The 12,757-nt window shown below is 55.4% G+C and carries 9 protein-coding genes and 1 rRNA gene; 4 read left to right on the top strand and 6 right to left on the bottom strand.

All coding sequences use genetic code 11. From position 1 onward, the window contains the following. Nucleotides 1-517: 517 nt before the first annotated feature. Complete coding sequence (gene dacB / locus IQ265_RS18740; protein WP_194056330.1) at nucleotides 518-1,999, bottom strand: D-alanyl-D-alanine carboxypeptidase/D-alanyl-D-alanine-endopeptidase; 1,482 nt, start codon at nucleotides 1,997-1,999, stop codon at nucleotides 518-520. A 59-nt stretch (nucleotides 2,000-2,058) separates the two neighbouring features. Next, the gene (locus IQ265_RS18745; protein WP_194056332.1) at nucleotides 2,059-4,269 is read right to left on the bottom strand and encodes a transglycosylase SLT domain-containing protein; all 2,211 of its coding nucleotides are present in this window, start codon (nucleotides 4,267-4,269) and stop codon (nucleotides 2,059-2,061) included. Between the two features lie 208 nt (nucleotides 4,270-4,477). Between IQ265_RS18745 and IQ265_RS18750 the strand changes: the two genes are divergently transcribed. The 4 genes from IQ265_RS18750 (at nucleotide 4,478) to IQ265_RS18765 (ending at nucleotide 10,429) form a co-directional block, all read left to right on the top strand. Continuing rightward, nucleotides 4,478-5,965, top strand: coding sequence for a leucyl aminopeptidase (locus tag IQ265_RS18750; RefSeq protein ID WP_194056334.1), 1,488 nt, complete (start codon nucleotides 4,478-4,480; stop codon nucleotides 5,963-5,965). Between the two features lie 1,376 nt (nucleotides 5,966-7,341). Continuing rightward, a complete protein-coding gene (locus IQ265_RS18755) occupies nucleotides 7,342-8,130 on the top strand; it encodes a hypothetical protein (RefSeq protein WP_194056336.1) in 789 nt (262 codons plus the stop codon). A gap of 321 nt (nucleotides 8,131-8,451) precedes the next feature. Further along, complete coding sequence (locus IQ265_RS18760; protein ID WP_194056338.1) at nucleotides 8,452-8,760, top strand: RNA-binding protein; 309 nt, start codon at nucleotides 8,452-8,454, stop codon at nucleotides 8,758-8,760. 166 nt (nucleotides 8,761-8,926) lie between these two features. Then, nucleotides 8,927-10,429 carry a GTP-binding protein gene (locus IQ265_RS18765; RefSeq protein WP_194056340.1) on the top strand — a complete coding sequence of 501 codons (1,503 nt, stop codon included), beginning with the start codon at nucleotides 8,927-8,929 and terminating at the stop codon, nucleotides 10,427-10,429. Between the two features lie 567 nt (nucleotides 10,430-10,996). Here the strand turns inward: IQ265_RS18765 and IQ265_RS18770 are convergent. The 4 genes from IQ265_RS18770 to rrf form a co-directional block, all read right to left on the bottom strand. Next, on the bottom strand, nucleotides 10,997-11,404 hold the full coding sequence (locus tag IQ265_RS18770; RefSeq protein WP_194056342.1) for a biopolymer transporter ExbD: 408 nt from the start codon (nucleotides 11,402-11,404) through the stop codon (nucleotides 10,997-10,999). 40 nt (nucleotides 11,405-11,444) lie between these two features. Then, complete coding sequence (locus tag IQ265_RS18775) at nucleotides 11,445-11,909, bottom strand: EVE domain-containing protein (protein ID WP_194056344.1); 465 nt, start codon at nucleotides 11,907-11,909, stop codon at nucleotides 11,445-11,447. Beyond that, on the bottom strand, nucleotides 11,884-12,384 hold the full coding sequence (gene tsaE, locus IQ265_RS18780) for a tRNA (adenosine(37)-N6)-threonylcarbamoyltransferase complex ATPase subunit type 1 TsaE (protein ID WP_194056346.1): 501 nt from the start codon (nucleotides 12,382-12,384) through the stop codon (nucleotides 11,884-11,886). The genes IQ265_RS18775 and tsaE overlap by 26 nt, the downstream gene beginning before the upstream one ends. Before the next feature lie 179 nt (nucleotides 12,385-12,563). Then, nucleotides 12,564-12,680: ribosomal RNA gene (gene rrf / locus IQ265_RS18785) — 5S ribosomal RNA — on the bottom strand. Between the last annotated feature and the right edge of the window lie 77 nt (nucleotides 12,681-12,757).

Here is a 12,757-nt window from a genome sequence, read left to right on the forward strand (position 1 = left end):
ACCGACTACCTCCCGCGATCGCCAAATCGGTTCTGGAATGAAACGAGTATAGACGAAAGCTCTCACCAGCCCTGTATTTGCACAGGGCAAAGGCTGGCCCAGGGCAGTTGGCAGGAGGCAAAGGCAATCTCTACTCTAAAGATCCTATTTTCACATCGAATTTTGGCCCTGCTATCCCCACTAAGACAGAGGCCCAGCAGGGGTTGGCTAGCGCCAGGGGCAGTCCATAGGAACCACCTATAGCCATCGCCAGAACGGTTAAGACATAACTTGTATCCCCTAAAGCGGTGGCTATACGCCATGGCGCTGTCCCAGTTTTTGCCACAGGAAGAGGCCGATGTCCTAAGCGCGATGGCCATCGCTGTATTTACCAAATCCTTTTTGGTTACACCCGGTTTGTGGGGGCATTGCAGTGCAATGCCCCTACGAGATCCCTGTTTTGATCCGGTTTTTTTTCAAGGCAGACTTCGTATCAGCCTGCGCCTGACTCGCTCGCCCCATCAGCCTCCAATCAGCCTCAGCACCCGTCGCTCAGCTGCGCCACCAGCAGCAACAGCTCGTCAATTTGCTGCCGCAGCAGGCTGGCATGCTGGTTGGAGTGGTTGATCACAATGCTAAATACCAGCGGCTCGTAATTGGGCGGCTGCAGGTAGCCCGACAGTGCCACATTCCCCGTCAGCGCCCCCGACTTGCCCTGCAAGCGCCCCTCCAGCACCGTGCCCCGCAGCCGATTGCTGAGGGTGCCGCTCTGGCCCGCGATCGCCAGCGATTCGCGAAAAAATCGCCCCTGGGGGTGGGTGGTCATCACCTGCAACGTCTCCACCAGCGCGGCGGGCGACACCAGATTGTGGCGCGACAGCCCCGAGCCATCGGCTAACCGCAGGGCCGCTGCGTTCACCCCAATTTCCGCCAGGGCCGCCTTGACCACCTCGCCCCCGGCCCGGCTGGCCTCAGCCACGTTATCCCCCTCGGTGCTGTTGCCTGCCGCCGTCACCCCCATCGTTTTAAACAGGGCCTCGGCGTAGAGGTTATCGCTATCACGGTTGGCCACCCCCATCAGGTCTCGCACCTCGGGCGACTCCACCGCCGCCAGCTCTGGCTCTGCAATGGGAAGCGGATTTTGGCTAATCACCGTTTGCCCCACCGCAACCGACTGTCGCCGCAGCGCCTGCTCCATCGCCGCTGCAAACTGCTGAGCCGGGTTGAGCACCGCCAAGTTGTAGGTCTGCGCGCTGCTGCCCTGGGCCATCTGGCCCGTCACCCGCACCGTCGGGGTATCGCCCGTGCGCCATAGCGTTAGAGACTCAGCGGTGGCTCCAGCCGCCACGGTGGCGGTGGCATTCATTAAGGGCAGTGGGCCAGCGGGTAGCGGCTGGAGCCAGGTCAGGCTCAAGGGGCTACCCACCTGGGTTGGGGCCACCTGTAGGGCGATCGCATTGCGGTTCAGAATCAGGCTGTTGACCGGGGCGGCGTAGGCCCACTGGGCGTCTTCCCATTCCCAGGTGGGGTTGGTGGCAAAGCCGGGAAAATAGGAGTCGTCGATCACCAGGCGGCTGACCTGCCTTACCCCAGCCTGGGCCAGCTGCTGAGCGAGGCTGTCAATTTGCGCCGTGGTAAAACTCGGGTCGCCCCGCCCTACTACCCGCAGCGCGGTGATGCCCTCGGCATTGGGATTGCCGTAGACAGAGGTGCGCAGGCGGTAGTAGCCCCCTAGCTGATGCGCCGCCGCCGCTGTGGTCAGCAGCTTGATATTGGAAGCCGGGGTAAAGAGGCGATCGCCGTTGCGGCTGTAGATCGTACGTGGGGTTTGCCCCTGGGTTTGCAGCACCATGCCGGTGTAGGCCGTGTCTAGGGGGGCCTGGTTGAGGGCGGTGTCGAGCTGAGTGGTGAGCTGAGCGGGGCATAGGGCCGCAGCAGCGGGGGTGAGCGGCAGCAGGGCAGCAAAAACTCCAGCGGCGATCGCCCCAGATACAGATTTACCCCGTAGCGGTATCGGCATAGTTGAATCAGCAATGGGCCAACAATGGGCAATTCACCTGGGCAATTCCACGACCGGGCCTAGCCCCTAAACCCCCGGTGGCGTTTTTGCAGGGTTTCGACCTGCTGGGCGATCGCCGGATCGTAGAGTCGCAGATAGTTCCAGTAGCCGCCAAACACCGACTGCACGTAGCCCTTGGTCTCTGGATAGGGAATTTTCTCAGCAAAGTCGTCAGCATCGACGTAGCCTCCCCGTTTGATCCAGCTGGCCACCGCGCCAGGTCCGGCGTTGTAGCTGGCGACCGCAAACAGCGAGTGGTTGTCGTACTCAGCGTGGGTGTAGTCGAGGTACCAGGTGCCCAGCTTAACGTTGTCTTCGGGGTTGTTGAGGTCGTAGGTATCGAGTCCGGCCTGGCCCTTGATCCACTCGGCGGTGGCGGGCATCACCTGCATCAGGCCAGCGGCCCCTACCCCAGAACGGATTTTGGCTTCAAAGCGCGATTCCTGCCGCATCAGCGCCGCCACCAGCAGCGGGTTGAGCTGGCGCTGGGCCGACCAGGTGGTGATTAAGTCGGCGTAGGGCAGCGGATAGACCCCGTGCCAAAAGTCCGGGCGCTGCTTTAAGTCTTGCACCACTTTCCGATCCGCTGGGTCATCCGCTAGGCTCAGGCTCGACACCTGGTAGATACCGTTGATATTGTCGTTGGTGCCTAGGCGCATTAGCCCATCGACAAACTGCTCCTCCGGTGTGGGGTCTTGATAGTTGGTGTACTCTATCTGCCAGCGCTCCCAAGCCCGCTGGTCCTGCCCCAGCAGGTAGAGTTCTTGCAGCCTGTCAGACCCCGTTGGCAATGGCGTGCGCTGAGCCATCGGGGCTAGCGCTGGAACCTGCGATCGCACCGTCTTAAAGTCGCCTACATTCCAGCCTAGGGCCACGGCAGCTCGCCAGGCGTAGTACGACTCAGGGTGGCGGGCAATCACGCTCTCGAGGGCGTTTTGGGCTACATCGGCCTGCCCCAGCTGACGGCCCCACTTGCCCACCCAGTAGCCGGCATCGGCGGCTAGGTCGCTGTCGGGGCTGTGCTTGAGCACGTCGCCACCCCAGCTGAGGGCCATGGTCAAATCGCCCTGCTCAGCTGCACTGCGGGCATTTTTCAAACGAATATCCGCCGCCGCGTCGGACTCCTTGTACTCCTTAAGAATAAGTTCGCGGGTGGCCTGGGCCGACTCAGCACTGTTCAGCTTGTCCAAAACTTTGGCCCGTTCTAGCAGCGCCTCCGCCGCCCGGTCAGGGAAGCGGTTCACTACCTGATCGAGCACGCCCAGGGCCGATTGATCCGACACGCTCTGGGCCAGGCGCAGCAGCCCGGTGGCGGTTTCGGGCGCGTCGGGAAACTGCTGATCGAGCTGGTTGTAGAGGGCGATCGCGCGATCGCGCTTGCCGGTCACCTGGTGCCCTCGGGCCGCCCGGTACAGGTTGCGGGGCGACGGCGGCGCTTGGGCGTAGGCCACCGCTGCATCGCCATAGCTGTCGATGCGCCAGAGCCCAAAGCCCACGGTCTGCCAGTCCTCAGGGCTAAGCTGATTGGCAAACTCGGTCTTGAGCCGCAGCAGAGCCGCCCCGGCATTGGGATGGTGCAACCCCGATCGCGCCATAATCATCAGCATGGGCAGAGCGTCGGCCCTGCGGGGGGCAGCCGTAAGCCGCTGGTGGGCCACCTCCACCGCCTTGGGGTGATTTGGAAACCGCTGCACCAGCTGGTCCCAGTAGGCTGGATTTTGCTGGCCTAGATCAAACAGAAGCGGGGCGATCGCACTATCATCCCCATACTCATTCAAAATTCGCTGCTGGGTTTGTTCAGCCGCCGCTCCCTGTCCGGCCGCCCGCTGCGCCTGGGCCAGCGCCAGCGCCACGTAGGGAGCCATCGCCGGATACTCGGCCTCCAGCCCCTCCAGGAGGGGGATGGCTTGGCCGCCGCGATCGCTGTTGATTAGATCTAGCGCCAGCAAATACTTAGCTCGGCTGCGGCTTAAGGGTTCCCGGCCCTCAATGGCAGCCATCAGCGCCTCCTGCCGTTGTTCCGCCAGCTGCAGCGCCAGCGCCAGCACCGGATCGTCTGCATGGTTAGCCGTCAGATTTCCCAGTCCGGGCAGCAGTGACTCTTCTAATATCACCGAGGGGTCGCTGGTCGACGATACCGTATTGATGAGCGCAGCCCCCATACCTAGCGATAGGGCACTGATCCCCGCGATCGCCACTAGGGGCAGATTTGCCTTGAATCGTTTCACCATAGCGCGCCCATCAACTCTGCTGAGGTGTATTAGCCAAAAAATGAGACCCTAGCGCAGCCCACAACCTGGGGGGCAAATCGCTAACCCGTCCTATACTAGCGAACCTCCCAACGGCTGGTTTCATCTATGGCCAACTCGCCCTGGCCGCTTGTTCTAGGTTTCTTGCGGTAGGTTTATAGTAAACACAGAAAACTAGCCCCTAGGTTGAATGGAATTTCACGCATCTGGTACCCCCTGTCTAGACTGGTCTGGCGACGCCCTCATCCTTGGCCTCAGCGAAGACGCACTCCCCCTCTCGGGTCCCCTAGCCGAACTCAATAGTCACGTTTCTGGGCTGCTGCAAGAACTCATCGACGAGGTTGAATTTACCGGTAAAGCAGGCTCCACCGGCATCACCCGAGTCGGAGCCGGGGCTAAGCTTCGCAAGCTGGGGGTAGTAGGCCTGGGGGCTACCGATGCTATTAACGCCGACACCCTGCGCCGCGCCGCCGCCGCCGCCGCTCGCCTGGCCAAGAAAGAGAAATGTGCCACCCTCGGCCTCAGCGTTCCGACCCTCCACAGCGATGCCGCCCTCACAGCTCAGGCCCTAGCCGAAGGTGCCATGCTGGCTCTGCATCAGGACAACCGCTTTAAGTCGGAAGACAAAAACGGCAAACCCACCGTTGAACACATTCATCTACTCGATTTATCTGACCAAGATAGCAGCCTTCAAGCGGCTCAGGCCATCTGCGACGGCGTTATTTTGGCCCGCGAGCTGGTGTCGGCCCCGGCTAACATAGTCACCCCCGAAACTTTGGCCCAAACCGCCCAAGACATTGCCACCGCCCACGGCCTAGAGCTAGAAATTCTGGAGCGGGAGCAGTGCGAAGCCCTGGGCATGGGAGCCTATCTGGGGGTGGCTCGGGCCTCTGACCTACCGCCCAAATTCATCCACCTCACCTACCGGCCCGCCGGTACGCCCACCCGCAAGCTGGCAATCGTAGGCAAGGGCCTCACCTTTGACTCGGGCGGTCTCAATATTAAGGGGGCAGGCAGCGGTATCGAAATGATGAAAATCGATATGGGCGGAGCCGCCGCTACCCTGGGGGCCGCCAAGGCGATCGCCCAGCTTAAGCCCAGCGTCGAAGTCCACTTTATCAGCGCCGCTGCCGAAAACATGATCAGCGGCAACGCCATGCGTCCTGGCGATATTCTGACCGCCTCCAACGGCAAAACCATTGAGGTCAACAACACCGACGCCGAGGGCCGTCTCACCCTGGCCGATGCCCTGGTCTTTGCCGAAAAGCTGGGCGTCGATGCGATCGTCGATTTAGCAACCCTCACCGGAGCCTGCATCATCGCCCTGGGCGACGACATCGCCGGACTATTTAGCGAAAATGAGGAGCTGGCTGAGGCGATCGCCGCCGCCGCCGCCACCGCTGGCGAAAAATTCTGGCGCTTGCCTATGGAAGAGAAATACTTCGACGGGCTCAAATCCATTGTGGCCGACATGAAAAACACCGGCCCTCGCCCTGGCGGCTCAATTACCGCCGCCCTGTTTCTCAAGCAGTTTGTCACCTCTACCCCCTGGATACACCTAGATGTAGCCGGTCCCGTCTGGACGGAAAAAGAAAACGGCTACAACAATCCCGGCGGCACAGGGTTTGGAGTACGCACCCTCGTTCAGTGGGTGCTATCGCAAAGCACAGCATCCTGATTGGCCCAAGGCAGCGTTCAGGACATCGCTCGGCCCTAGCCTCAGCAAGAATCCTGTCTCTACGATTCCAGGTAGTAAGGGGGAAGGTTTAACGTTTGCACCTTTCCCCTGCTGATAAGCATGCAAACCTCTGCAGCCGCCTGACGTAGTAGGCCTGATTATCTATAGACACTGGGTCGGCCTTAGAAACGCAGGGCTTAGAGTAACCGTCCCATGAGCTAAGCTGCCCCAGAGGGGCTAGGGCACATATCGGAAGGGCTTTAGCTTTCTCCCTTTGAGAGACGTTCCACATTGACGAAGCCTGCCGAAAGGCTTGCGACTTCACTCAGTCAACCTAGGGGCTGTCATCAATTAGCTGATGATAGCGCAGAAATTAGTGGCTACAGCCCCTAGCCTATTTTTTAGGTCAGACGTGGCAGTGCCGATGGAATAAGAACCGTAGCGAGAATTGATGACACGCCTTAGGGCCAGGGACGCTTACGTCTTGGGCAGAGTTGTAGATCACCTGCCGTTTTGGTTTTAGTAGTTATTAACTGATCATGTCCCAATCGGTCTCGCCCGATCTATACGTAAGCACCGTTCCCAAAAACTCTCGCACCAAAAGCGGCCTTGGGCAGGCCGCTATCCCGCAGTTTTTATGGCGGTGAAATTGCAGCTGCTCTGAACAATTCGGCCAACAATATATTGAGCACTTGGAACAAAATTCCCTGTGTGCGGTCTTTATCTCTAGCACATGCGCGACAGCGGAAACATCCTACGGAGCTAGGACACCATGTCAAAAATCACTAACCAACTCAAGCAGGTACTGTGCTCGACAATACTTGGCGAAGTATATCCTTTGTGGTAGAAAATATGTCAAGCAGGTGTGTCTTGGCATTAATCCGCTTAGTCAAGCGAGACTATCCAGGCACAACCGAAGGATATTCCTGATCGCACTGATGCTGTATTTGGGTCGTTTCAGCATCTGCTCAGTCATTCGCAATTCTCAGTTATGCAAAACGAGCCTAACCCTTTAGTTTTCTGCTCATGCTGGTGTTGTTTGTCATAGCTTGAGTACTAATTAGCCTTCGCGGCATTTAGTCTTTCTCACAGAGATCTCTGATTCACTTAGTAGCTTTTTTACTAAGTGCGACTCAATGCGCCTTGAGAGAATATTTTTCCTCAAAGCACTCCAATGCAGGGTTTTAGCCATCCCTCTAAAGATAGTTCTCATTCCTCTTTCAGGCTTCTAGCTTTTAGTAAAGCTGGCTATCTTCCCGGCATAAGGGGCTAGGTTCATGGTTTCAGGAATGAGCACACTAGATCAGCTTGTCGTTCTTTGACAACTGCTTTCGACGGTCTATTGTCCTTACGTGTTATCTCATCGGGGTAAGTCAATGAACTTCGCAAATTATTTTGATCGCATTGCCATCGTGTACCTGCCCGAGCGCCAAAGACGCCTAAAAAGCATTCAGCGGCAGGTTCAACGGTTGGGCATAGATGACCATGTGCAGTGGTTCAAAGGCCTAAGATTTAATGAGGCCGGTCAATTTCCCAAAGCCAGCGTTAGGGGTTGTGTCATGAGCAACTACGAGATCCTGCGCCAGGCTGCCCAAGACAAGGTTGAAAGGTTACTGCTATTTCAAGAAGACTGTGTCTTGAGCCAACGACTTATTCGTCAGGAGCACAGCATTCTCGAGGAGCTAGCCAGCCGTAACTGGGATTTTGCCTACTTTGGCTGTCAACCCTTCGCTGGCGACGAAGCCAACAGTAAAAAGATATCTATAAACGCGACTCCAAATCGGTTCTTCTCTCAAGTGAATGTTCACCAAAACATTCGCGAAACTCACTTCTGGGCCTGTCAGGGTAAAGCCATTCCTAAACTAGTTGAGTTTATGGAAGCCTCTTTTGAGCGACCCAAGAACCATCCAGACTGCGGACCCACCTATTTTGACGGGTATATGAATGAGATCCGCTATCGTCATCCAGATCTCATTACTCTGGCTGCTGTACCCAATTTAGGCTGGCCTTTGAGCAGCGTCAGCAATCTCAATCCAGGTCGTCTGGATAGTATCCCTGCGGTCTCTCCAGCACTGCATATTGTTCGTGGAGCAAAAAATTTCTGCTTAGAAACAGCTGACTTTGTTCGGTACGGCCTAACGCTAAAAAATGAGCAACTCGGCTAAAAGTCCATCCAATCTACCTCGGTTGACCCGCCTGTTGACCTTATGGCACAAGCGTAGTCATTACGCTTCTCACTCTATAAGTCAGGCCAAGCGGCAGCGATTTCGCCTTAGTCCAATCATCAAATAGACCACAGCTAAGGAAAAGCGTTGCACAGTTGGGCTTAAGTGGTGCAGAGGTGTGAGATGCGCTACTACTGACCATAGGGCGATCGGCTATGATAGCAACAAATATTGTACCTGAGGGTTAAGGAATATCGCTTTTAGTGCCCTAGCCCCCAGGTACAATACGCAACACCCTGGTATTTTGGTTCGGAGAGACTCGTGACTATCTACATTGGGAACTTGTCCTTTCAGGCGTCTGAGGACGATATTAGAAGCGTTTTTGCTGAATACGGTGAGGTCACTCGTATTAGCTTACCCATCGATCGCGAAACCGGTCGAAAACGTGGTTTTGCTTTTGTCGACATGGCCGATGAAGCGAAGGAAGACCAGGCCATCTCCGAACTAGACGGAGCCGAGTGGCTGGGTCGTGAACTTCGTGTTAACAAAGCTCGTCCGCGCACTGATGACGGCGGCAGCAACGGTGAACGGCCTAACCGCAGCAATCGATTTTCCCATAATCCTCTCTAAGCCTGTATCTGCTGCACAAGCCCAGGCTTGGCCAGTTTTGGATAGGTCTTAGATAGGCCAAGTATTGCTTTGGCAGGGGTGTTCAGTGAATGCCCCTGCCATGCTGGTTTTTGGAGCTTAGTTTACGCTATTCTTCACGCACTGTCGTTGATGGAACAGGGTGAGTATGGCGCAGTGGCGATGGCTATTACTCCTGGTGGGGCTACTCGTGAGCTTGGGGGCAGTGCTGCTACTCGCCGATTCCTTGCTGCGCTTGTACAACACATTGGCGCTGATATCGCCCTTACTAGCTCAGGTAGTATTGGGGGTTATATTAGCGGTTGGAGTAGGCGCAGCAGGGTTTAGCCTTTACCGTCTGTGGCCATTTTTGCGTCCTCGCCGACGGCAAAGCTCCCTTCAGGCTCCTCGCTACCCTCAGGAGGCAGCCGCAGCTAATTTGTACGCTGTTCAAAACCAGGTCGAGCAAATTCAAGATCAGGTGGCTCGCCAGGCGCTACAAGAGAAAGCGCGGAGTTTGGAGTTCTCCAACCCCAGTCAAGCGCTTACTATTGCCGTGTTTGGAGTAGGGTCAGCGGGTAAAACTGCGCTAGTTAACGAACTTTTAGGGCAACCCGTTGGCCAGGTAGGCGCTGCCTTAGGGACTACTCAGACTCAGCAAACCTATCCTTGGCAAATCCCCAATGTATCTAAAGCACTGCAGCTCGTTGATACTCCAGGTATCGCAGAAGCAGGAATCGCCGGTACAGACAGAGAGCAAGCCGCTCGCACAGTAGCTGCTGGAGCAGACTTGATTCTGTTTGTCGTCGATGATGACCTGCGCCAGGCGGAATACACCGTGCTGCAGGCGCTGATCAGCATGGGTAAACGAGTTCTTTTGGTACTTAACAAGGCCGATCGCTATCCCGAAACCGATTTAGAAGCTTTGCTAGAACGGCTGCGATCGCGAGTCATCCCCCCCCTTAGCCCCGATGATATTGTTGCCGTTGCGGCTTTACCGCAACCCCTACCTCAGGTCGGCGGTGGCTGGTTACAAATGCAGCCAAACTTGCTGCCCTTGCGAGCACGCCTAGCCGACCTGCTGCGTCAGGAAGGTGAAACGCTCATAGCTGACAACCTACTTTTGCAAACTCAGCAGCTCGGAGAAACCGCCCGTCAGATTATCGATAGTCAGCGCCAGGCCCAGGCTGACGCTATCATTGAGCGGTATCAGTGGTTAAGCGCTGGGGCGATCGCCGTTACCCCCCTGCCCGGTCTCGACTTTTTAGCCACAGCGGCTATCAACGCTCAAATGGTTGTTGAGCTTAGTCAGGTTTACGGTTGTGAAGTCAGCATTGAGGAAGGCAAAGCCCTGGCTCTGTCCGTAGCCAAAACCCTCACGGGTTTAGGTCTAGTCAAAGGCACTGTAGATCTGTTGGCCTTGGGCCTTCAAACAAACTTAGCCACAGTACTAGCTGGCCGAGCACTAAAGGGCACAAGCGGTGCTTACCTCACCCGGATTGCCGGTAAAAGTTTTGTCGAATACTTCCGCCAAAATCAAAGCTGGGGCGATGGCGGTATGGGTGCTGTCATAGAACAACAGTTTCGCCTCAATCAACGCGACGCGGTTATTAAAGCCTTTATTAAAGAAGCTATTAATCGAGTTGTGCCCATTGCCCGAGAACAACCCTAAATCAACCTCAGAAGCGCACTTCGTCCTTTTCCAAACCAACTTTCAAATGCCACTGTGCTCCTGCCTCCATGCACCAGCCATAAATTCAATTGGGCATAGCAAAAGCAGCTTCAGAGTCGGTCAAAAAACTTTCACACAGGCTATATGAATCCTGCCTGTTCAAAATCAGCGCAGTCAATGGCAGATTCAGAAAGGGCAATTTTAGGATGAATAGGGCACTTAAGCCGATGGTCACCAGTAAAGTACCGACAATCAGCACAAGGAATCTTGTGCATCACCGTAGCGCGATTCACCCCATCTCGAATAGTCGTTACCAGATTCCAGGCTGTGATTCCTACTAGCCCCCAGGCCAATACAAAGCACACAGGCACCAGCAAAAACCGGACTAGTATTAACAGCTGCGTTGGTAAGGCCATGAGTTGTAGCGCCATAATCTAAACCGCAATGCTTTTCCTAACTTCCATCATGACCTTAAGCTTGTACTCACCATGACTCATAGATTATAGAATCGAGACATCTCACAACCCAGAGGCAAAAGGGTTAACTTTTCCACAGGTAGCGCCTACCTTAGGGCTGACTTCCTTCCGTTGCGATCGCTAATTGCACCCCAGGCAGCGATCGCAGTCGATCCATAACAGCCACCACCCTACCGTGGCTTACAGATTGGTCTGCTTGAATCACTATAAGGCCACCATCCTTTAAAGTTCCCAGCGTTCGAATTGCTTCTAAAAGCTGTTCATCAGTTACAGCCCTATTTCCTACAAATACCTCACCATTCGCGTTTAATGTCACAACAACCTGCCGTTGAGCCTGAGCTTCAGCCGTTTCAGCACTCGGCAAGGCCACTAGCAATCCCTCATTACGAGTTAGCAGCAAACTAGAAAGAATAAAAAACGCTAGTACCGCAAAGACCACATCGATCATCGGCACAATATTAATTTGAATAGGTAGTTCTGGGTCTTCGGGTAAATGCATCGTACAAGTTATGTCCAGATAAATTAAACGAGAGGAAAGGCTAAAGCTGAACCGTTTTAGCCATACGTAAAAGCTTTTGGGCCACTACCTCATCCACCGGCATCACCGACAATCGGTTGCCTCGCCGCACCACCCACAGTTCATCAGGGGTAAACTTCTCCTTCAGCTGGTCTAAAGTAATAACCTGGGCAAACGTCTCCAGATAGCCCACCGTCACCGTATACCAGCGGGGGCTATCCGGCGAGGACTTGGGGTCGTAGTACTTACTGAACGAGTCAAATTGGGTAGGATCAACGATGTTGGTTGCTACGATCTCCATAAGCCCCACAATCCCCGGTAGCTTAGTATTGGAATGGTAGAAGAAGGCTTTGTCGCCTAGGGCCATACTAGTGAGAAAGTTGCGGGCCTGGTAGTTGCGAACCCCGTCCCAAAGCTCAGTGCGATCGCGCTTCAGATCATCAATACTGTACACGTCAGGTTCAGACTTCATCAGCCAGTAAGCCATCGCAAATTACCTGCTCCAATAATGCAACTTGATCATCTGTAGCCGTCAGCACTGTAGCCCATCGCCCACCGCCGGGCTTGCTCCCCAGTTTCAGTCGAATCGCCGATTTAGGAGAATCTAGAATCCGCTCAGACCACTCAATCGCCAGCAACCCGGGCACACACCCCGTGGCATCCCAGTAGCTCTCCAGCTCTAAAGAGCCTACCTGCTCAGAGTCCAGCCTATACAAATCCACATGGTAGAGAGGCATTCGCCCCTCCAAATACTCATTGATCAGCGTAAATGTCGGGCTGCTAATCGGCTCAGCAATGCCTAAGCCCGCCCCTATCCCCTGCACTAGGGTTGTCTTGCCGCTGCCTAAATCCCCCAACAGCAGCAGCACCGTGCCCGGCGGGCAAAGCTGCCCCAAGCAAATACCCAGGTTGTAGGTCGCTCGAGCATTCGGCAGGTCAATCTTAAACACACCATCTCCCATCATTCGCCCCTACAACTTATAGGGTTCACGATTGAATCATAGATCAAAGGCAGTGCGTAGGTTTCAGTAGTGTCCAGAAACCGATCAACAGCCCGATAACATCAGGTTATTTGTGCTTAAGCCGACTATCAGACAAAACACCCCCATGACGATAACATCACGGGGGTATTAATTGAAGGACCTGGCATCGAGCTATTTTGACGAGGGGCAACCCCCTCACTATCTTCGCCGCAGCTGCGTTTCACGTCTGAGTTCGGGATGGGTCAGAGTGGGTCCACAGCGCCAAAGACACCAGGAAAGCTTTCATTGCTGAATACTGTGTTGGAGTTCCTTGAAGAACTGAACGTGAGAGAAATGGGGCTGTGCACACAGC

Source organism: Nodosilinea sp. LEGE 06152 (assembly GCF_015207525.1).
Lineage (GTDB): Bacteria > Cyanobacteriota > Cyanobacteriia > Phormidesmidales > Phormidesmidaceae > Nodosilinea.

Excerpts from the sequence above, each read along its gene's own strand:
- dacB (WP_194056330.1), bottom strand. The coding sequence starts at position 1,999 with ATGCCGATACCGCTACGGGGTAAATCTGTATCTGGGGCGATCGCCGCT.
- IQ265_RS18745 (WP_194056332.1), bottom strand. The coding sequence starts at position 4,269 with ATGGTGAAACGATTCAAGGCAAATCTGCCCCTAGTGGCGATCGCGGGG.
- IQ265_RS18750 (WP_194056334.1), top strand. The coding sequence starts at position 4,478 with ATGGAATTTCACGCATCTGGTACCCCCTGTCTAGACTGGTCTGGCGAC.
- IQ265_RS18755 (WP_194056336.1), top strand. The coding sequence starts at position 7,342 with ATGAACTTCGCAAATTATTTTGATCGCATTGCCATCGTGTACCTGCCC.
- IQ265_RS18765 (WP_194056340.1), top strand. The coding sequence starts at position 8,927 with ATGGCGCAGTGGCGATGGCTATTACTCCTGGTGGGGCTACTCGTGAGC.
- IQ265_RS18770 (WP_194056342.1), bottom strand. The coding sequence starts at position 11,404 with ATGCATTTACCCGAAGACCCAGAACTACCTATTCAAATTAATATTGTG.
- IQ265_RS18775 (WP_194056344.1), bottom strand. The coding sequence starts at position 11,909 with ATGGCTTACTGGCTGATGAAGTCTGAACCTGACGTGTACAGTATTGAT.
- tsaE (WP_194056346.1), bottom strand. The coding sequence starts at position 12,384 with ATGGGAGATGGTGTGTTTAAGATTGACCTGCCGAATGCTCGAGCGACC.